General features: G+C 37.2%; 16 protein-coding genes and 1 pseudogene. 10 read left to right on the top strand and 7 right to left on the bottom strand.

Annotation, left to right across the window (positions count from 1 at the left end):
- Window position 1 precedes the first annotated feature (1 nt).
- Window positions 2-994: a LacI family DNA-binding transcriptional regulator gene (locus tag ASU02_RS02765; protein ID WP_057760749.1), complete on the top strand. Its 993-nt coding sequence runs from the start codon at window positions 2-4 to the stop codon at window positions 992-994.
- 165 nt (window positions 995-1,159) lie between these two features.
- On the top strand, window positions 1,160-2,332 hold the full coding sequence (locus tag ASU02_RS02760) for an ROK family transcriptional regulator (protein WP_057760747.1): 1,173 nt from the start codon (window positions 1,160-1,162) through the stop codon (window positions 2,330-2,332).
- A gap of 63 nt (window positions 2,333-2,395) precedes the next feature.
- On the opposite strand, the gene ASU02_RS02755 is transcribed toward ASU02_RS02760, so the two are convergent.
- The 4 genes and pseudogenes from ASU02_RS02755 to ASU02_RS02740 all read right to left on the bottom strand — a co-directional run bounded on the left by ASU02_RS02755 (window position 2,396) and on the right by ASU02_RS02740 (window position 6,327).
- The gene (locus ASU02_RS02755; protein ID WP_057760745.1) at window positions 2,396-3,439 is read right to left on the bottom strand and encodes an aldose epimerase family protein; all 1,044 of its coding nucleotides are present in this window, start codon (window positions 3,437-3,439) and stop codon (window positions 2,396-2,398) included.
- Between the two features lie 11 nt (window positions 3,440-3,450).
- On the bottom strand, window positions 3,451-4,929 hold the full coding sequence (gene galT, locus ASU02_RS02750; RefSeq protein ID WP_057760743.1) for a UDP-glucose--hexose-1-phosphate uridylyltransferase: 1,479 nt from the start codon (window positions 4,927-4,929) through the stop codon (window positions 3,451-3,453).
- A gap of 128 nt (window positions 4,930-5,057) precedes the next feature.
- Window positions 5,058-5,144 (bottom strand): annotated as a pseudogene (locus tag ASU02_RS27325) (hypothetical protein); the annotation flags it as partial.
- 1 nt (window position 5,145) lies between these two features.
- On the bottom strand, window positions 5,146-6,327 hold the full coding sequence (locus ASU02_RS02740) for a galactokinase (protein WP_057760739.1): 1,182 nt from the start codon (window positions 6,325-6,327) through the stop codon (window positions 5,146-5,148).
- Window positions 6,328-6,890: 563 nt separating this feature from the next.
- Between ASU02_RS02740 and ASU02_RS02735 the strand changes: the two genes are divergently transcribed.
- The 3 genes from ASU02_RS02735 (at window position 6,891) to ASU02_RS02725 (ending at window position 11,387) form a co-directional block, all read left to right on the top strand.
- Window positions 6,891-8,171, top strand: coding sequence for an MFS transporter (locus ASU02_RS02735; protein WP_057760736.1), 1,281 nt, complete (start codon window positions 6,891-6,893; stop codon window positions 8,169-8,171).
- 21 nt (window positions 8,172-8,192) lie between these two features.
- Window positions 8,193-9,017 (top strand): cytochrome c oxidase assembly protein, encoded by an 825-nt coding sequence (locus tag ASU02_RS02730; protein ID WP_057760734.1) that lies wholly within the window; start codon window positions 8,193-8,195, stop codon window positions 9,015-9,017.
- Window positions 9,018-9,176: 159 nt separating this feature from the next.
- Window positions 9,177-11,387, top strand: a complete 2,211-nt coding sequence (locus tag ASU02_RS02725) for a heavy metal translocating P-type ATPase (RefSeq protein WP_057760732.1) — start codon at window positions 9,177-9,179, stop codon at window positions 11,385-11,387.
- Window positions 11,388-11,550: 163 nt separating this feature from the next.
- Here ASU02_RS02725 and ASU02_RS02720 read toward each other — a convergent pair whose 3' ends face one another.
- Window positions 11,551-13,356 (bottom strand): cation:proton antiporter, encoded by a 1,806-nt coding sequence (locus ASU02_RS02720; RefSeq protein WP_057760730.1) that lies wholly within the window; start codon window positions 13,354-13,356, stop codon window positions 11,551-11,553.
- Between the two features lie 340 nt (window positions 13,357-13,696).
- Between ASU02_RS02720 and ASU02_RS02715 the strand changes: the two genes are divergently transcribed.
- Window positions 13,697-14,653 carry an ABC transporter ATP-binding protein gene (locus ASU02_RS02715; protein WP_057760728.1) on the top strand — a complete coding sequence of 319 codons (957 nt, stop codon included), beginning with the start codon at window positions 13,697-13,699 and terminating at the stop codon, window positions 14,651-14,653.
- A gap of 2 nt (window positions 14,654-14,655) precedes the next feature.
- Window positions 14,656-16,170 carry an osmoprotectant update ABC transporter permease/substrate-binding subunit OpuFB gene (opuFB, locus tag ASU02_RS02710; protein ID WP_057760726.1) on the top strand — a complete coding sequence of 505 codons (1,515 nt, stop codon included), beginning with the start codon at window positions 14,656-14,658 and terminating at the stop codon, window positions 16,168-16,170.
- 748 nt (window positions 16,171-16,918) lie between these two features.
- Here the strand turns inward: opuFB and ASU02_RS02700 are convergent.
- Complete coding sequence (locus tag ASU02_RS02700; protein WP_057760721.1) at window positions 16,919-17,386, bottom strand: CBO0543 family protein; 468 nt, start codon at window positions 17,384-17,386, stop codon at window positions 16,919-16,921.
- Window positions 17,386-17,880: a CBO0543 family protein gene (locus ASU02_RS02695; RefSeq protein ID WP_057760720.1), complete on the bottom strand. Its 495-nt coding sequence runs from the start codon at window positions 17,878-17,880 to the stop codon at window positions 17,386-17,388. The genes ASU02_RS02700 and ASU02_RS02695 overlap by 1 nt, the downstream gene beginning before the upstream one ends.
- A 248-nt stretch (window positions 17,881-18,128) precedes the next feature.
- Between ASU02_RS02695 and ASU02_RS02690 the strand changes: the two genes are divergently transcribed.
- The 3 genes from ASU02_RS02690 to ASU02_RS02680 all read left to right on the top strand — a co-directional run bounded on the left by ASU02_RS02690 (window position 18,129) and on the right by ASU02_RS02680 (window position 20,558).
- The gene (locus tag ASU02_RS02690) at window positions 18,129-18,419 is read left to right on the top strand and encodes an RNA polymerase alpha subunit C-terminal domain-containing protein (protein ID WP_057760718.1); all 291 of its coding nucleotides are present in this window, start codon (window positions 18,129-18,131) and stop codon (window positions 18,417-18,419) included.
- Between the two features lie 102 nt (window positions 18,420-18,521).
- Window positions 18,522-19,139: a histidine phosphatase family protein gene (locus tag ASU02_RS02685; protein WP_057760716.1), complete on the top strand. Its 618-nt coding sequence runs from the start codon at window positions 18,522-18,524 to the stop codon at window positions 19,137-19,139.
- A 105-nt stretch (window positions 19,140-19,244) separates the two neighbouring features.
- Complete coding sequence (locus ASU02_RS02680) at window positions 19,245-20,558, top strand: ATP-binding protein (protein WP_131236195.1); 1,314 nt, start codon at window positions 19,245-19,247, stop codon at window positions 20,556-20,558.
- Window positions 20,559-20,838 lie beyond the last annotated feature (280 nt).

Raw genomic sequence — 20,838 nt, 5'->3', positions numbered from 1 at the left:
AATGGCAACGATTAAGGATATCGCAAAAGAAGCAGGTGTTTCGATTGCAACCGTATCTCGTGTATTAAATTATGATTCAACTCTATCAGTTAGCGATGAAACGAAAAAGCGAATTTTTGAAGCTGCGGAAAAGCTGGATTATAAGAAGAAGACAAGTATTCGTAAACCTGATATTGGGAAAATTGCAATCTTTCAATGGCATACAGAAAAAGAGGAGCTAGAAGATTTATATTATATGTCGATTCGGTTAGGGGTAGAGAACCGAAGCCGACATTATGGGATAGAGATTGTTACATTCTATCAAGATAGTTTTGATAAATGGAAAGATGAAGATATTAAAGGAATCATTGCAATTGGAGAGTTCAGTCTTGAACAGATCAATCAATTGACATCAATTACGGATAATATTGTTTTTGTCGATTGCTCACCTGATCAGGATCATTTGGATTCTATTGTGGCTGATTTAGGAAGAGCAACAGTAAGAGTCTTAGATTATTTTATTGATAAAGGGCATAGGGAGATTGGCTTTATTGGCGGAAGAGAGATGGCAGAGGATCAAACTACCTCTATTGAAGATTCAAGAGAGGCAGCATTTAAGCGCTATCTTGCCGAAAAGGAACTATTAAATGACAGATACATATATACAGGCAAGTTTTTAGTTGACCACGGCTACTCTTTAATGAAGATGGCCATCAAAGAACATGGGAATAAGCTTCCAACAGCATTCTTAGCTGCAAATGACACATTGGCGGTAGGTGTTTTAAGGGCGCTCCTTGAAGAAGGGATTGCTGTACCAGATCGGGTAAATGTTATAGGGATGAATGATATTAGTGTATCGAAATATGTTTTCCCGACTTTAACCACAGTCAAAGTCCATACGGAATTGATGGGGGAAACAGCCGTAGATACAGTGTTAGAGAGAATAGAAGGCAGGAAAATTGCCAAAAAAATTAATATTGCTACTGAACTTGTTATTAGGAATAGCAGTTTCTAAGAGAGTGGAAGGAATGAAACTAGTCAAGAAAAGGGCGAATTCAAAGAACTGATAAAAGGCAGACTTTCTAATAAAGTCTGCCTTTTATCTAGTATATTAATTAAATTAATTAACTATGGGTATGTGTTATAATAAGAGAAATGTTAGTTTTGTGGAGGATTTTCGATGCAGCGTGGTACATTCAAATTAATGAAGTCAGTAAATAAATCAATCGTGTTGAATAAAATTCGTTTATCTGAGCCAATCTCACGAGCACAGATTGCGAAAGAAACAAGTCTAACTCCCCCAACGGTCAGCAGTATTGTTAAAGAATTAATCGATCAGGGATTAGTTAGGGAAAGCACGCTTGGTCACTCAAGTGGAGGACGCAAACCGACTATGCTCCATATTCATACAAGTGCTTTTTATGTCATAGGGATAGATGCGGGACCGGAGAAAGTCGAATGTATCCTTACTGATTTAACAGGTAAAACTATAGAGCGAAATTCTCGTTTGCTATCAAAACCTATCACAAATGAACAGTTTCTTTCTATTTTAAAGGAAAGTATTCGTGAAATTTTACAAATATCAAATATGAATCGAGATAAAATTATTGGAATCGGGATCGCTATGCATGGGGCAGTAGATATAGAAACAGGCACTTCACTTGTGGCCCCGATATTAAACTTAAGAAATATACCAATAAAAGCAGCACTGGAAGAGGAATTTAACCTAACGATTAAAGTGGAAAATGATGCACGTGCAATGGCATTAGGAGAATCATGGTTTGGTGGACATGGTGAGGTAGATAGCATGGTAGCGGTGAATATTGGACGTGGGGTAGGGGCCGGAGTGATCATGAATGGAAAATTATATCATGGGGCCCAGGGAATTGCTGGTGAGCTTGGTCATATGACGATAGATATTAATGGAGACGTTTGTGAGTGTGGAAATCAAGGCTGTCTGCAAACGCTTGTAAGTGGTTCTTCGATTGCAAAAAGAGCAAGAAAGCAGGTAACAAAAGGTGAATTAACTGCCAAAGAAATATTTGAGTTTGCGCAAAATGGAAATGCAGATTGCGTTCATTTACTACAGGAAACAGGTGAAATGATCGGAATCGGTTTAACCAATTTAATTCATCTCGTTAACCCGAGTAAAATTGTCTTGGGTGGGGGAGTGATGAAAAGTGAAAAATTTATTATGCCAGCCCTCCTCGAAACAATTCAGCAAAGGAGCTTAACAACTGAGGCGAAAAAGACAAAAGTGACCGTCACAAGGTTGGGAGACGATGTAACATTGTTGGGAGCCGTTGCATTACTGTTGGATGAATTATTTGATCCATTGGGGAAAATAGGCTGACCTATATTTAAAGGGTCCAGCCTATTTTTTTGTTTGATATGCTCAATGAAGCGATGGAAACCACTAATGCTTTAGTTTAAAAGAAAATACCGTCTGCTTTTCATACTTTTCTCCAGATTTTACTATTACACTTGGAAACCCCTGATGATGGAGGGATGCTGGTGAAGCTTGGGTTTCAAAGCAAATACCAAGGTATTTCCGCGAGGGGCCCTCTCGTAATGTCCATTCCGTATCCATCGCATTCGAGGTATACATGACCATTCCAGGTTGATCGGTTTTTACTGACATCACGCGCCCGCTGCTTGGATCTTCTAATGTTGCCATCGCTTCTGCTAACTTATTGTCAAAAATGAAATAATGATCATACCCATTTCCGACAATCCTATTTTGCATAAAGGTACTGTTAAAACCAGTGCCTAGGACAAGACCACTATTACGAAAATCAAAGGGAGTCTCATTAACATCAACGAGTTTTCCAGTAGGAATCAAGTCTTCATTTAATTCAGCAAACCTGCTGCTTGCAATTGTAACATGATGATCTTGGATTGTATTTTTTAAATTTCCACTCAAATTAAAATAAGAGTGATTTGTCAATGTAAGGGGAGTCGTTTGATCACAAGTTGCAGCATAATCAAGAGAAAGCTGGTTCTTATTATTTAGTGTATAGGTTATTATCATCTCTAGATTACCAGGATATCCAGCTTCACCATTGACACTTTTATAGGTTAGTTTTAAACCAATTGCATCTTGTGTTTGAAAAGGGACAGTATCCCATATAACTTGGTGAAACCCATTAGGGCCTCCATGCAAATGATTCTTTCCATTATTAGCTGCTAGTGGGTAGGTTCTATTTTCCACTTTAAAGGAAGCGCCTTGAATTCTGCCGGCAACTCTCCCGATGATTGCACCGAAATAATGAGGGTTAGATTCATAGTCTCGATAATCACGATACCCAAGGACGACATTTTCAATGTTCCCTTTTTGATCTGGAACCATAATTTTTGTAATGATACCGCCGTAGTTCAAGACATTCATGGAAATACCACTATCATTCGATAATGTATATTCCTTCCATTTTCCATTCGTTACTCTTGTCGTTATTCTCATCATTCTTCCACCTATTTGTTCAAAGCATGAATGAATCTCTTAAATGCTTCATGTTCTTTAAATACTCCAGCATCTTCAAGGCATCTTACAAATTTCTTTCCAAGCTCGTCTAGTAAGATGGAATCTGCCTGTTCCTTGTTCAATCGAGTTCCATACTTTGCTTTCAATTGCTTAGCCCATTCAGAATGATAGTCGGCGACTTGATTGGATGTTCCTAATAAGACTTTCTGAATATCAGTTATTTCTTCCTTTAATCTTGGTGGCAGTACAGCTAGCCCCATGACTTCAATTAGCCCGATATTTTCCTTCTTGATATGATGAACATCTGCATGTGGATGGAAGAGACCAAGCGGGTGTTCGGAAGTCGTTCGGTTGTTTCTTAGAACCAAATCAATCTCGAAAATTCCATCACGATTTCGTGCGATAGGAGTAATGGTGTTATGTGGCGTATCCTCTGTATATGCTAGGATATTTGCTAGCCTATCAGAATACCCTCTCCAGGTTTGCAGGATGTTATCAGCTGCCTTGACAAGGGGACGGATATTCGTTGCCCGTAAGCGAATGACAGACATCGGCCATTTAATGACAGAGGCTTTAATAGCTGGATAATCCTTTAAATCAAAGGAAAAATCATCCACCGCTCGAGTCATTGCGAATTCATAGTTTCCGCCTTGGTAATGATCATGACTTAAAATAGAGCCTCCGACAATGGGTAAATCGGCATTTGACCCTATAAAGTAATGGGGGAATTTCTCAGTAAAAGTTAGTAATCTTTCAAATGCCTCTCGACCTATTTTCATCGGACGGTGTTCCTCGGAGAATAAAATACAGTGTTCGTTATAGTAAACATATGGTGAATACTGCAAATACCAACTCTCCCCTAACAGAGGGACACGAATGACTCGGTGATTGGCGCGTGCAGGATAATTAGTTCTTCCTGAATATCCTTCGTTTTCTATACACAAAAGGCATTTTGGATAATTGTTTGCATGCTTCATCTTAAATTCCCGCTTAATTTGCTCAGGGTCCTTTTCGGGCTTGGATAAATTGATCGTAATATCCATTTGACCGTATTGGGTATCAACTTTAAAGGAAATATTTTTCGCGATTCGATTTAGCTGGATGTAATTATTGTTTTTGCTCAGGTTGTAAAAATAATCGGTCGCGGCGAGTGGTGAATCCTTATATTTTTGCTCGAATGCTGCATTGACAACGGAAGGCATTGGTACAAAGCAATTCATAATATTGGCTGCAAGTATTTCCTTGTCATCAAAAACATTTTGGATCACGTTTTCATCAATTGCATAAGTGATGATCTTTTCAACAAGATTTGGGATAGTATCCATGCTGATTGAGTCGACAGCTTCTGGAAAGTTTTCCAAGCCTAGTAAACTCATCAATCGGTTTCGAACAAAAAATTGATCGGCTGGTTCAATTAACTTTACTTCCAAAGCCTTCTGAATGAGTCCTTCTATATACTGATAAATCATCCGTTAACTTCCTTATCATAGCCTTTTAGGTGAGTGGAGTGCCGCTTCCATGCATCTTTAATCATTTTTGTAACGGAGGTTCGGGTTAGATTCCAGCCTAATACTAATTTTGCTTTTTCTGAGCTAGCTATAACCATATTCTCCCCTTGATCTAGTAATTGATAGACTGCGTGGGAGCCGATATAACCAGCTCCACCCAAAACGAATACACTCATATTAGCACTCCTCTAAGATTTCTTTTGCGCCGTCACCGATTGAAGCAGTGTAAAAGGCTGCGTCATAGCCAATCTTTTCTTTATAAATCGAGTTAATAGTATATTTAAACTCATTTACTTTCGCTTTTTTAACAATGGCAATTGCACAGCCGCCAAAGCCAGCACCTGTCATCCGTGCGCCTAAAACAAAATCTTGTTCCCAAGCAGTCTGTACAATCGTGTCAAGCTCAAGACCTGTAACTTCATAATCATCCCTTAATGATCGATGCGATTCATTCATTAATTTTCCAAAATGATGGAGATCCCCTTGTTGTAGTTTTTCCAGTGCGTCTAACGTTCTGGCGTTTTCGTATATAGCATGCTTTGCCCGCTTTTGATTGATCTCATCACGAATAAGATGTTTATGTATCTCAAATTCTGCTGGGGTTAACTCGCCTAAACTACTAATAGAAAGTTTCTGCTGTAAATCACTTAATGCCTGTTCACATTGGATTCGCCGCTCGTTATATTTCGACCCAGCTAATGTGCGGCGTTTATTCGTATTGATAACCATAATGACATAATCTTTCAATCCGATGGGTGCATATTTGTATTCTAATGTTTGACAGTTTAATAGGATTGCATGATCTTTTTTGCCCATACCGATGGCGAATTGGTCCATAATCCCACTGTTCACTCCAATATAATGATTTTCAACCTTTTTTCCAAGGCGAATCATTTCAATCCGATCAATTTTTAAATCAAATAATCCATTTAGTAAAACACCTGTTGCCAGTTCAATTGATGCCGAAGAGGAAAGGCCAGCGCCATTTGGGATATTTCCATAAAATAGGATGTTAGCACCTTGAAGAATTTCACAGCCTGATTCTTGCATAAATAGAGTCATTCCTTTAGGATAGTTAGCCCAGCTGTCCTTTTCATTAAAAGCTAATTCAGTTAAATTGCATTCAATCACACCGGTTTCTGGGAAATTCAACGAATAAAAACGTATCTTTTGATCATCCCGTTTGATTCCTAGTGCATATGTTCCATAAGAGATAGAGGCTGGGAAAACATGACCGCCGTTATAATCTGTATGCTCGCCGATTAAGTTAATTCTTCCAGGAGCAAAAAAGGTTCTAGGAGTCTTTGTCGTATGAAAAATCGACTGAAACTCACCTATTAAATTGGCTGTTGGGCTCATTTATGCTGCCTCCTTAATGAGAAGCAAAGGGACGGTTCTCTTGCTTCATTATCTTAATAACTTAATTAATTAATTTAATTAAGTTATATAAAGTTTACTACTTTTTATTCGAAGACGCAATCATTGTAAGGGGTGGGGACAATTGGGTTTGTTGGTGGCATATAGCTAGATTGCTTATCGGTTCAGATTATCAATTAATGCTGCTGAAGAGAATGGCACTTGGAGCACTCTTGCTTCTCGCAGCAGACACAGGTGTGCGAAAGCCTCACCGCTAATCCTTGTTGCCCCCAATACAAACGAAGTAAATTCGTTATATCTCAGGTGAAAAAAATGGTGATAAAAAGCAATTGGTACTATATCAATTGCTTTTTATTTTGCATATTTTCCTGAAAAAATCTTCAAGATTATCTAAGCAAATTCGGTTTTGAGCAGGGATTCTTTCCCTCAACCAAACCATTAGAATAATCCGCCTTTCTTTATTTTCATTTATTTTAAAATCTTCATTTCTACCTAGGGAGAAACTCCATATATATAAAAGTAAAAGCTTACAGGGGTAGAAATCATTGGACAAACAAAATAGTCGATTTAGATGGATTGTATTTGCTTCTGTTCTGCTGACTTATTTATTAATGGCGAGCCAGCGAACGGCGCCAGGCTTGATTACAGACCAAGTGATGAGGGATTTTAGTGTAACCGCTTCAACGATCGGGCTACTGACAAGTATTCAATTTTTTGTATACACTGGTTTGCAGGTTCCTATGGGAATATTAGCTGATCGATATGGACCTAATTTTTTTCTAATTATTGGTGCCATTCTTACGGGCGTAGGTACAATCATTTATAGTCTGGGTACGAATGAATTGGTGCTGTTTATTGCTAGAATCCTAACGGGTACGGGGGATGCAACGATCTGGGTCAATATGGTGCTGATTTTGGGGCAATGGTTTAAAGTGAAGGAATTTGTTCGCTTAATTGGCATAGCGGGAATGACTGGAAGTCTTGGCTTCCTTTTGGCGACTGTTCCTTTTTCAGCATGGATTCATTTACTTGGCTGGAGGGCAGCATTTTTTTCTGCTGGACTTCTATTATGTCTTTGTGGAATTCTTCTTTATTATGTACTCATACAAAAGCCAAAACAAATTCTTCTTAGCGAATCGGTCTCAGTCAAGAAGAAGCTGCAACGTGAAAAAACATCGGTTTTATTGCGCAGAATATTATCGAGTCGGCAGGCATGGGCATTATTCTTTTGTCATTTTGGTGTTGTCGGCGCATATGTAGGGTTTATCGGTTCATGGGCTGTGCCCTATGGCATGAATGTATATGGCATGACACGTTCAGCTGCCAGTCAGCTCATAATGTTTGGTCTTATCGGGGCACTTATTGGTGCACCTCTGATGAGCTGGATTTCAGGCCGATTGGCAACACTTAAACGGCCCTACGTTGTTGTGCATATCACTATATTATTGAGCTGGTGTACTTTTTTATTTTTTAAAGGAAATCCGCCAGTTGTGATGCTTTATATGCTTTTCTTTCTAATTGGTTTTGGGTATGGAGCTAGTGCCTTAACCTTTGCTGTTGTACGCCAGACTTTTCCGATAGAGGAGGCAGGCGTTGTCTCTGGTGTTGCCAATACGGGTGGATTTCTAAGTGCAGTCTTGCTGCCGAGTATTTTTGGAATGGTGCTGGATCATGTTCAGTCTGCTTCAAGTGGTGTCAGTAATGGATATTATTACGGGTTCATCACTCCAGTAATTTTCTCCATCATTGGCTTGATTGGAGTCATATCTATAAAGGAAGGAAGTCGGGAAACAGATCAATCCTGGGCAAAGAATTCAAGGGCATAAACTCCGAATAGGGGGATGTACATGGTAAATATTTTTTTACTTGATGGACAATTCATGTGGAATATACCATTGTTAGTAAGCTTTCTAGCAATTGCAATTCTATATTCACTAATGGTACATCATTTGACAGAAATAAAGATGTATCATAAGCAGCCATTGTACTTTTTCTTTAGTATAGGGTTGTTATACTTAACTATCGGCAGCCCTCTAACAACAATAAGTCATTTGTCGTTTAGTTTACACATGATCCAAATGAGTATTTTATACTTTGTTATCCCGCCAATGCTATTATTAGCGATACCTGGAAATTTATTTAATAGGATAAAGAAGTTCACGATTATAGACAAATTAAGCAAATGGACATTATCCCCAAGGGTCGCATTAATTGTTTTTTCTATATTATTTTTTATGTACCATTTGCCTTTTCTTTTAAAGATCTTTTCATTAGACTCATACATTCACAATGGATATATGCTTTTGTTATTTCTTTTGTCACTATATATGTGGTGGCCATTAGTATCACCTGATCCGAAGAAAAGATTTAGTGAGAGGAGAAAAAAACGATATGTCGTTCTGAGTGGCGTTTTATTAATGCCAGCTTGTTTATTTTTCATATTTAGCGCTTTTATCGATGGAATAAACAATCCCTTCCTTGCACAAATTACAGCTCATCTTTGTATTCCCTCTCAATCTATTTCCTTCAATATCCTTCCACCTCCATTTAATACAAAATATGATCAAGTAATGGCAGGCTTTATTATGTTTGGAATGCACAAAATTGCTTTAAGGGTATCATCCCAGAACAGAAGGGAAGGAACAGACGCTCAGGTGAAGAAATTCGGTTAATGAATGTATGAAAGAGACCAAACCTCAATTGGATTTGAGGTTTGGCTTTTTTTTTAATCTATCACCACTATTTGAATACTAGAGAAATGGTTCTAAAGCTTACCTTTGTTTAATAGAATATATTAATTTGAAGTCAAAGAAAGAGGTGAAAATAGGAGCATGAATGAAACAAACCATTTAGAGATAAAAGGCATGCATTGTGCAGCTTGTGCTGCAAGAATAGAAAAAGCAGTCTCAAAAATAGAAGGGGTACAGGAAATACACGTAAATTTAGCAACTGAAAAGGGTCGTGTCACATATAGTAATAAATTGACAAATATGAATGAAATTATTAATAAAATTAAAAAAATTGGTTTTGATGCGGAAATTGATAGGAAGAGTAACCGTCAGTCAGAAATAGAAAAAATGAGAGATATTACGATACTTAAGTGGAAGTTTGTACTATCTGTGCTGTTAACCATTCCTTTGGCATGGGCTATGGTTACTCACTTTAAGTGGGCTTCTTTTATTAAAGTGCCAGATTTATTTATCAATCCGCTATTCCAATTTGCGATTACCATTCCCATTCAGTTTATTATCGGGTTCCAATTTTATGAAAGGGCTTGGAAATCATTAAAAAGCGGAAGTGCCAATATGGATGTCTTAGTTGTGTTAAGTACTTCAGCAGCCTTTTTTTATAGTCATTATGTAACTTTCACAAATATAAATACACTAGGAAGCACTCATTCGATTGAATTGTTTTATGAAACAAGTGCATTCATTATTACATTTATTTTGTTGGGGAAATTTCTTGAAGCTAGAACGAAAATGAGAACAACTGAGGCAATTAAGAAACTTTACCAATTACAAACAAGAACAGCAAGATTGTATGTAAATGGAATGGAATATCAGTCCCCCGTTGATAAGATCGTACCTGGGGATGTAGTAATCATTAAATCCGGTGAAAAGATATCCATTGATGGACAAGTTATTGAAGGATATTCCATGATCAATGAATCCTTATTGACGGGAGAAAGCATACCAGTTGAGAAAGGAATAGGTGCTGATGTGTATGCAGGGACAATGAATCAGAACGGAACATTGAAAATAAGTGTCACGAAAAGAGAATCAGAGACTGCTTTGGCACAAATCATTCGTATTGTTGAGGAAGCTCAAAGCTCAAAGGCGCCTATTCAACATATAGCTGATAAAATTACAGGTGTTTTCGTACCAGTAATTATTTTGATTTCATTAGTTACTTTTTTTCTGTGGTATCTAGTAATTGAACCAGGAGTTGTTAGTGAAGCAATTGAAAAAATGATTGCGGTATTAATTATCGCCTGTCCATGTGCCCTTGGATTGGCAACTCCTACATCTGTAATGGTTGGGAGTGGACGAGCAGCTCAGGCAGGTATTCTCTTTAAGGAGGGAAAATATCTAGAGGTTCTCGGCAAAAGCAACACAATCGTACTAGATAAAACCGGAACGATTACAAAAGGAGAGCCTGTAGTCACTGACGCATATATCGATCATGGCAGCGTACGTGAGTTTTGGGAGATAGCAGGTGCTGTCGAAGGAGATTCGAGTCATCCTATTGCTAAAGCAATTGTAAAAGAAACGAAAAAAAGAGGATTAACGAATCCTATTCCAAGCCAAGTACTTTCAATCCCTGGGTATGGGATCAAGGCAACTGTAAATGGAAAAAAAGTATTAATCTCTAATCCTGGTTATTTTAATAAAAATAAATTATATATTCCCCATAGAGCTGATAGGGAAATTAAAAGACTGGAACAAGAAGGAAAGACAGTAATGATCGTAGCGATTAACAATCTAGTTGCCGGGGTTATTGCTGTTGCCGATGAAGTTAAACCATCGTCCAAGAGTGCAATTACTGGCTTGAAGGAGATGGGAATGGTGGTCATCATGCTAACAGGTGACAACAAGGAGGCTGCCATGGACATTGCTGAAAAGACGGGAATCGAAAATGTTCAGCCGCATGTCACCCCAAAGAGCAAAGCAGAAATTATCAAGCGCCTGCAGAACGAAGGGAAAAATGTTGTTATGGTTGGAGATGGGATTAATGATGCACCTGCCTTAACAGTTGCTGATATCGGAATTGCAATGGGGACAGGATCCGATATAGCAATTGAAGCTGGTGATATTACTGTTATTAAAGGGGACTTAAGCAAGGTTGTAGAAGCAATTAGGATCAGTAAAGCAACAATGACTAATATTCGGCAAAACTTTGTATGGGCATTTCTCTATAATATTATAAGTATCCCATTTGCGATGTTCGGTCTCTTAGCACCATGGCTGGCTGGTGCGGTTATGGCTTTCAGTTCTGTGTCAGTTGTACTTAACTCTCTCAGATTACAAAAATACAAAATTTAAAAGGGATAAGGCTGCATTTTTTCATAAAAATAAATGCTCTAAGTAGATTGGAACCGCTGTGAAAATTAGCATCACACTTATTTATACAAGTAAATATTTGTTGATCAGAATTAAGTCCTACTATACCCGCTTATCCCCAATAAAAAGAGACCGTCTGCTTCGATCACACGGTCTTTTCTTTATCCTTAGTCAATACAACTAGCTGATCCCCTTCATCTATAGAAAATCCTTTTTTCATTGTCACAAAAGTAAGGATGTCATTCTTTTTCTTTATGAAAAGGGGCGTGACTCCTTCTGGAAGCATGTCTTTTTGGATTTTATCCTTTTTATTAATCTTGATGGATTTTAAATAATAACCAATATTGATTTTTCTGTTTAGCTCTGTAAAGGGGGAATCCTCTCCAAATAACAAGTGAGCCTTAAGGGCTATCGGCAGTTCCTCATGGTTCAATTGATTATTTTGCTTAACAGGCAAAGCGAAGGTGTTCTGGTAACCGAACTCTGGAATATGGGACTGGCAAACGAGCGCATTGTAGGCTGCATCTCCCGTCATCGCCAGGAGTGTCTCATACTGTGTGAGGTCGATATCGTACTGTGTATGTTCAGCAAGGATTTCCCCTTTATGCGTACGAATGCCTTTCATTTCGGCAGAACATAGACGGTCTCCTGAGGAATCAATAATGATGACAGGGATGCCCATTTGTTTGATTTGATCTGCTAAAGCAACCGAAAAGCTGCTTGCCCCAACAATAAGAATCCCAGGTGATTCTGTGCTGGCAAGGCCGAGTCTTTTTGCAATGGGGCCAATTGTGAATCCATGTGCACAAACGGTGATGATTACGAGTGCAAAGGTTAACGCTATCAGAATGCTTGCCTCCTCATAACCATCCTCTAGGAGGATTGAAGCGAAATACCCGGAAACGGTTAATGCAACGATTCCCCTCGGAGCAATCCAGCCAATCAGCAGCTTTTCCGCAATGGTCAGCTCAGTGCCAATTGTAGATATCCAAATCGATAACGGTCGGACAAGGAACAGCATCACTAGTACAAATCCAATAATCGGAAGTTCGAGTACATCAGTCAGTATTTCTCTTGTTAACGATGATGTTAGTAATATAAAAATCGTAGAGGTTAGTAGTACTGAGATGTTTTCGACGAAATGACTGATGCTTCCAATGGACGATACATATTTTTTAGTCCGTCCTAGGGTGAGTCCCATGACCGTCACTGATAGCATGCCAGTTTCATGCATGACCACCTCGCCGACGGTAAAGCAAATCAGCACAAAGGATAGAATAATTGGAGACTTTAAGTATTCTGGAATAAGTCCCTTGCCAACCATGATACTGACTGCAAAGCCAATTACGTATCCAAGTAAGACTGCGATTAATGCGCCTATAAAGAAAGTCCACAGATGGTGGTAATGAATGTTTTCATTTGTCATTACTTTTATGACTTGATAAGCAAAAAGGGCTAATAATGGGCCTGCAGGGTCAACAATGATTCCTTCCCATTTTAGGACGGCCGCTGTACGGGGCTTTAATTTTGCCTGTCTAAGCAGCGGAATGATGACGGTAGGTCCAGTTACGACAAATAATCCGCCAATAATAAAGGAAATTTCGAGATTTAATCCAGCAATAAAATGGGCAGCCAGCGAGCCGCCAACCCAGGCTAAAAAAGCACCGCCTGTGACAATTCGGAATACCGACTTAGAAATTCCTTTTATTTCACGAATATCAAGACTTGAGCTTCCTTCAAACAAAATTATAGCGACTGCAAGAGAAATCATTGGGCTATATAGTTCACCTAAAGCCTCTTTTGGATTTATTAAGCCCAAGACTGGCCCAATCAGTAAACCAGCAATTGACATAATGACAATCGATGACCACTGGATTCGCCATGCCAGCCATTGCGAAAAGATGCCAAGTGCGAGAATGACGGTAATTATAATCAAAGCTGCTTGTTCCATTCCTTCACCTCATGGAGTCTAGGTTTATCTATTGTTAAGGTATCCCAAATTATAGAAAAAAGTTTAACAAAAAGAGTATTTTTTAAAAATATAAAAGTTACCCTCATGATGGGAAAGAATATGGCTATGAATGTATCCGCTAAGTATGATCACACATATAGAAATGACACAGAGTTTGTATTGAAAGACGCATAAATTTAAATGAACTTGGAATGTTGTAGCGATGTTTAAAATATGTTCCTGTATGGGTAAATAAGTACACGTTACTACATTATTCTTTTGAATGGTATGAGTTGTTATAAAGGAAGTCTATCCTGCATAAACAAGGAGAAATAATTCTATGATTAAATTTGAAAATGTGTCAAAAAGATATTCAGATGGAACAATTGCTGTTGACTCATTAGAATTTGAAATTCGGCAGGGGGAGTTTTTTGTTCTTATTGGACCAAGTGGGTGTGGAAAAACAACAACTTTAAAAATGATCAATCGGTTGATTGCTCTATCGGATGGCACGATTTCCATTAATGGCAAAAAAATAAGTGAGTACGATATCCATGAGTTAAGATGGAATATTGGCTATGTACTTCAGCAGATTGCTCTATTTCCACATATGACGATTGGGGAAAATATTGCGATTGTTCCTGAAATGAAAAAATGGCGAAGGGAAAAGATCAAAAAAAGAATATATGAACTTTTGGATATGGTTGGATTAGACCATGAAATATATGCAAACAGAAAACCAATTGAACTATCTGGCGGTCAACAACAAAGAGTCGGTGTTGTACGTGCCCTTGCTGCTGATCCTGAGATTATTTTAATGGATGAGCCGTTTAGTGCTTTGGACCCAATAAGTCGTGTAAAGCTTCAAGATGATTTGTTAGATTTAAAGAAAAATCTTAAAAAGACGACAGTTTTTGTTACTCATGATATCCAAGAGGCTTTAAAATTGGCAGATCGAATCTGCATAATGAACGAAGGGAAAATTGTTCAAATAGGAACTCCGGATGAACTAGTTACTGACCCAGTCAATGATTTTGTAAAAGAATTTGTAGGCGGTAAATATGGAAAACGGACGAATGATATTAAATTGGAAGATTTACTTCATACAGCAAATGTAGCTGAAATAGGGGAAGAATCATCAGTTATTGTACCTTCATCAACTCCTGTTCAGGAGATTCTGGAAATCTTGTATGAACATGAGCAACTAGCTATAGAAGAGAATGGCAATCTTATCGGGTATATTGATCGCAGGTCAGTCATGCAATATGTATCTGCTAAATTACAGAAAGGGGTCTGACAATGAAAGAGTTTACTCATGTCTTACAAGAAAGAAAAGATGAACTAATACGTGCATTATTGGAACATATCCAGATTTCTTTTATCGCCCTTTTCTTTGCAGCAATAATCGCTATTCCCCTGGGAATTTATTTAACTAGGCATAAAAAGGCAGCAGAAGGGATCATCGGAATCACATCTGTCATACAGACTATTCCTTCATTGGCTTTACTAGGTATTCTTATTCCCATGTTCGGGATTGGAAGAATGCCAGCCATCATCGCTTTAGTTGCCTATGCTTTATTACCAATCCTAAGAAATACTTATACAGGAATAAAGGAAGTTGATCCTTCATTAGTCGAAGCGGCCAGAGCGATGGGAATGAATCCAAGATATAGATTAATAAAGGTTGAGTTACCGCTTGCAATGCCAATCATTATGGCTGGTATCCGGACAGCGATGGTATTGATTGTGGGAACAGCTACCCTTGCAGCTTTGATCGGGGCTGGCGGACTTGGTGATATTATTCTTTTAGGTATTGATAGAAATAATACAAATCTTATCCTTCTTGGTGCAATCCCTGCAGCTTTACTTGCCATCCTTTTTGATTATTTACTTAAGAAATTTGAACTTCTATCATTTAAGAAAGCCTTTGTTACAGTTGGTTCAATTGGATTATTGGCGTTAATAATCATTGTGTATCCTTTAATTGTCCATCAAGACCAAAAGGTAGTTATTGCTGGAAAACTTGGTTCAGAGCCTGAAATTTTAATCAATATGTATAAAATATTAATTGAAGAGGAGACAAATATTCAAGTGGAATTAAAACCAGGTCTCGGCAAAACCTCCTTTGTTTTTAATGCACTTAAATCAGGGAGCATTGATATTTATCCAGAGTTTACTGGAACAGCCATTTCTGAGTTTTTACAGGAAACAGCCAAAAGTACTGATCGTGAAGAAGTCTATCAACAAGCAAAAGAAGGTTTATTGGAGCAGTTCCATATGGTCATGCTGAAACCAGTGCAATTTAACAATACCTACGCATTGGCAGTACCAAATGATTTTGCTGATCAAAATGGGCTAGAAACCATTTCCGATTTGAAAGGCATAGAGGATAAAATAACTGCAGGATTTACATTGGAGTTTTCCGATCGTGAAGATGGGTATTTGGGTATCCAATCCCTTTACGGCCTTCAGTTTCCAAAACTTGTAACGATGGAACCGAAATTACGCTATGTGGCAGTTGAATCAGGTGAGATCAACTTAGTTGATGCCTATTCTACGGATAGTGAGCTGCGGCAATATAATCTTAAAGTATTGGAAGATGACCAATTCTTATTCCCGCCATACCAGGGTGCCCCCTTATTAAATGAAGCAACCGCTCAAAAGTATCCTGAAATTGTGGATGCTTTAAATAAATTAGCTGGAAAAATAACGGATAATGAAATGAGAGAAATGAATTATCAAGTCAATGCAGAAGGGAAAAGCCCTTTTGAGGTTGCGGAGAATTACTTGGCAAAACAGGGGTTAATAAATTAAGTGGGATATGGGGACAAGAATCTTGTCCCACATCATTTTTTTGCATTTAGGCTCCTAATAATCTTGAAGTGAAGTAACGAAATTCATCGGGTTTCGTTACTTTTTCTATGAAAAAAGTATTCAATCACTTAAGTTTTTTACTTAGGAAGTGGGGGATCAAATATGTCCATAAGAAAATGTACAAACAATAGATAAAAGTCATGCTGCCCAAGACTCCATTTATGGACGGGTAATAAGGTGAAGGCACTATGTTAAAAATAAAAGACCAGGTAAGTGACCTTCCATGCTGATGAATGATGCTATCGTTTAAATAGGCTGAAAGTTCAATGCCTTGGAAGATCAAAGCCCATAAAAGATTGATTTAGGGAATCTCCCCAAGAAAATAACAATAACGAATGGGTAAATCAAAAAAGCTATAGCAGTAGCAATGATCGTATGTGTAGGAAGAATAAGGTGGTCAATCAAAAACAGGACGGAATCCCCAAACTCTATGATCGTGAAGGAACGAAGCATAAATCAGATCCCCTATTATCCAAAATAATAAAGTTGAGTAAAATTCATTCAAGCGTCTCCAAACACAAAAATAAACGAACAACGATAAAAAATAAAACAAACAATGTTTGCAAAGAATCTCCCAAAGAAATGGATTTCGTTTATTTAGTAGAAAGATGGATGTAAATAAGGGAACTGATATACAAAATAGTGTTATGTTGTCAAATTATTTATCAACTAAAATTGATGACCAAAATTAATCTTCCGGCTTTGCGAAAAACCAGGTACAAAATGTGCGAGTAAGATAAAACGAAAGACAAATTGTTATCCAAGATATATACCATTCCCAGTGTATATATTTGATGAGATCGGTGTTTTTTTCGATAATGACCTCACCGAGAGTCAATATTGAAGTGAAGGTGATATAATACCCCAGCTTAATAAAAATCCTTCGATTATGGGGATACCATACAGTAAAGATAGCGCATGTGACAGGAAATGCATAATACTCATATGTGAAGCTCGTCCGATTGATTGAAGCAAATAATCGAACAGGATATTCAAGCAGCTCTAACTCTACGACTACTAAACCTATTAGGAAAGTAATAATCTGTTTGAACAAGAAAGCGACTGTAGCTAGACGAATTTTATTTTTTGGAATGAGGAATAGAATTCCAGTTGACAATGCATACACAGATAATAAGAGCCACCATTCAATTCTCACTAGGTCTCCCGCCGTTCTGCTTGAAAAAAGGCTTTGTCCTTAAAGAACCAATTACAGCAGACTTGACTTACGCAAAAGAGAAGCCCAATGTAAATCCACATCCCGTACCACGTCAAGTATCCATATTCTAATAAATCTGTATATCTCTCGATACCAATATCAAAAAGTGTAAGCACAGAGATCCAAACAAAAAAGTATTTGAATCTAGCCCATGCAGATCCCCTTACTCTTCTTTTGACGTAAAATATGGAAAACATTACAGGATAAAAAAAGTAATTGATTGTAATGGAGAGATCTGTCGCTTTTGGAAATTCCCGGACAGGCGCACTTAATAAGCCATATTTAAAAGAAGGCATATCACAAAGCCAGATGAATGCTTGAAATATCATAAGTGCCAAGAATCCTTTACGACGTTCTTTGCGGGGAATAAACAGAATGAAGCTAATAAAGCCGAAAATCCACATGGCGGCCAGGATAAAATATTCTATCTTCATGTCTTAGAAACTCCACTTCTCGATAGGATAATAATTACTTATCAATAAAAGTATTTTCTGTTTGTTTAAATCATATTCATCAACGACTTTTAGCTTAGAGCAAGATTCTAAAAAAATTCAGGGATTTTTTCAGACGGAGAAGATTAGATTTATCTGGACATGCAGAGTGTATATCAGATAATAAAAGGTAGGTATACCATATATAGAGGATTAAAAATAGAAAATGGAATGAAATTGGAGGGATTGTAATGTCAAAAGAAAAAAGTTTAAGAGTATGTGAAAAAGGCCATACGTTTTATAAAAGCAGCGAATGTAAAAGTTGTCCTACCTGTGATAAAGAGAATAAGCCTCAAAGTGGATTTCTTTCTAAGCTGAGTTCACCTGCTAGAAATGCGTTGGTTCATAAAGGGATTGACACCTTGCAAGAACTATCTAATTACACGGAAAAAGAAATTTTAAAACTCCATGGGATTGGACCAGCTTCTTTACCAATTCTAAGAAGTTCCTTACAAGAAGAAGGTCTATCATTTAAAGAATAAATTAAAGTATTAAAAGGAGCTTTATTTTTATGGCTGCTGGGTGCAAAAAGAGATATTCATTATCTAGTGCAATGGGAACGGAGCTTTAATGGAGGTGTAAAAATGGAAATATTACTAATCGGGCATGGAGAATCAGAGGCAGATATTCTTGGAGTACATGAAGGACGGGCTGACTTCCCATTAACCGAAGTAAGGGAGTCTCAAGCTATAAAGATGGCGGATTATGTTACAGCTAATTTTCCGCCTGACATGATCATTTCAAGTCCTTTGAGAAGAGCAAAGCTGACAGCATTTATTTTACAGGAAAAAACAGGGTGCGAATTGAAAATGGATGATGATTTAATGGAATTTAATAATGGTGTACTTGCTGGTTTAGCAAAAGAGAAAGCCTTAATTACATATCCAATGCCAAAAGGCGGACGTCCTATTCATGAACCAATTCAAGGGGGAGAATCTGAATTGGACTTCCGTTTTAGGTCTGAAAAAGTGCTTAATAAACTAATTTACGATTATAAGGTTTACAAGCGGATAGCCGTCATATCTCATGGAGGACTAATTTCAAACCTGCTAAAAGGTTTCCTTAATCATCCTAATAACACATGCAATGCTTTCGTGACTGGAGATACAGGCATGCATTTACTTGAGATTAAAGAAGGTTTAAGAATAGTAAAGTTCTTGAATAATCAAATACACCTAAAATGGGGTCCTTTATCTAACTAAATTGTTAATGTGATAAAAAAATGATAGAATAGGTAAATAAAAAGTGATTTGATTGACTATTCTGAATGTGTTGGAAATAATTCTAGAGCAGAAAAAGGTGACAGTGTGGAACAAGGTATAGATGTTGGAAAGAAAGTAAATTTTACAACAAATATTGAATTATCAGCAGGGTGTCACATTGTTTATACATACACCGATTTGAACCATTATCTTGAAAACACGCTCTCCTATATAACAGAGGGTCTCGACAAGGACCAAATTGTCATTTATATTGATAAACCAGATCGTTATAAATATATAATGGAAAAGCTTAAGCATGCCAATTATTCAGAAGAGCAATTAAATGAAATTATCTTTGCTGATACGGATGATTTCTATGAAACTCACGATGTTTTTAATATGAATCAAGTGATGGCAAATTTTATGGACATACTAGAGCCTCATTTAAAAGATAGAGTTATACGTACATGGGGGTTTGTTACATGGAAAGAACAAAACCAAAATAGCTTAATGGCTCGTTTGAAATTATATGAGTGTGGCTGTGATTCCTTTGTAAGTGAATTAGAAAATTTTATATCTGTTTGTGCTTATGATGGTTTTACACTGCCATCTTCCATTCTTTGTGAAATTCTACAGGCACATGAATACCATATGACTGATACTCATTTAACAACTTCTAACTTGTATAAGAAAAAACCAGTACTATTTCCAGCTATTTCGGAACAAATTAAATTAGAAAAAGCAGCACAGGACCAAGTGATTCGTTCGGAAAAACTCTCTATTGCAGGAGAACTAGCAGCTGGAATTGCTCACGAAATTCGTAATCCAATAACAGCTATAAAAGGCTTTCTTAAGCTAATTGAAGTTACTGAAGACAAGAATAAGAAATTTCTACATATCATTAGTGAGGAAATAGAAAAAATAGCACAAATATCATCTGAATTCCTGATTTTATCAAAGCCGCATGTAGAAAATAAAAAGGAAATCAATGTTGTTGATTTAATAGTGAGCGTCCAATTACTCTTGGAACCTCAGGCTGTTAAAAAAAATATAGGGATTCAATTAGAGTATGAATATTGTGATATCCTAATTACATGTGATGATATGAAAATTAAGCAAGTATTAATAAATTTAATTAAAAATTCCATAGAAGCAATGGAAAAGGGGTTTATAAAGGTTACTGCAAGGGATTTAACTGATCATGTTCATATATATGTAGCGGATGAAGGTCCAGGTATCCCTAAGGAAATACTAGATAACTTAGGACAACCTTTTTTCACAACAAAAGAGGAAGGAACAGGATTAGGCTTATTAATTTGTGAAAAAATAATCGAAGATCATAATGGGAAAATAATCATAGAGAGTGAAATGGGAAAGGGTACGATAGTTATATTAAGAATACCTAAAGGGCAGATATAAATATATACTTATAGAGTACTGAAAGGAGCAGTGTTTTTAAATTAAAGCGCTGTTTTTTTTATTGCATAAATTAATAAATTTCAAAAAAGTATTTGTGGAAATTAGTGAATGGATAAGGGTGTATTTCATATTTTTTGAATGTTTTATAAATTGGAATGAATCATAATTGAAAAATAGTATTGTAATATATTAAAAAAGTAAGTATAATACTATTCATACAGAGGACAGTTGTCCTTCTGGGGTGGAATATTATGGAGGTGTCCAATAATTGAAAGAGTGA

It is taken from the genome of Cytobacillus praedii, from assembly GCF_001439605.1.
GTDB classification, from domain to species: domain Bacteria; phylum Bacillota; class Bacilli; order Bacillales; family Cytobacillaceae; genus Cytobacillus; species Cytobacillus praedii.
The sequence above is the reverse complement of the archived record's forward strand: the minus strand, read 5'-3'. Positions and strand labels throughout refer to the sequence as shown.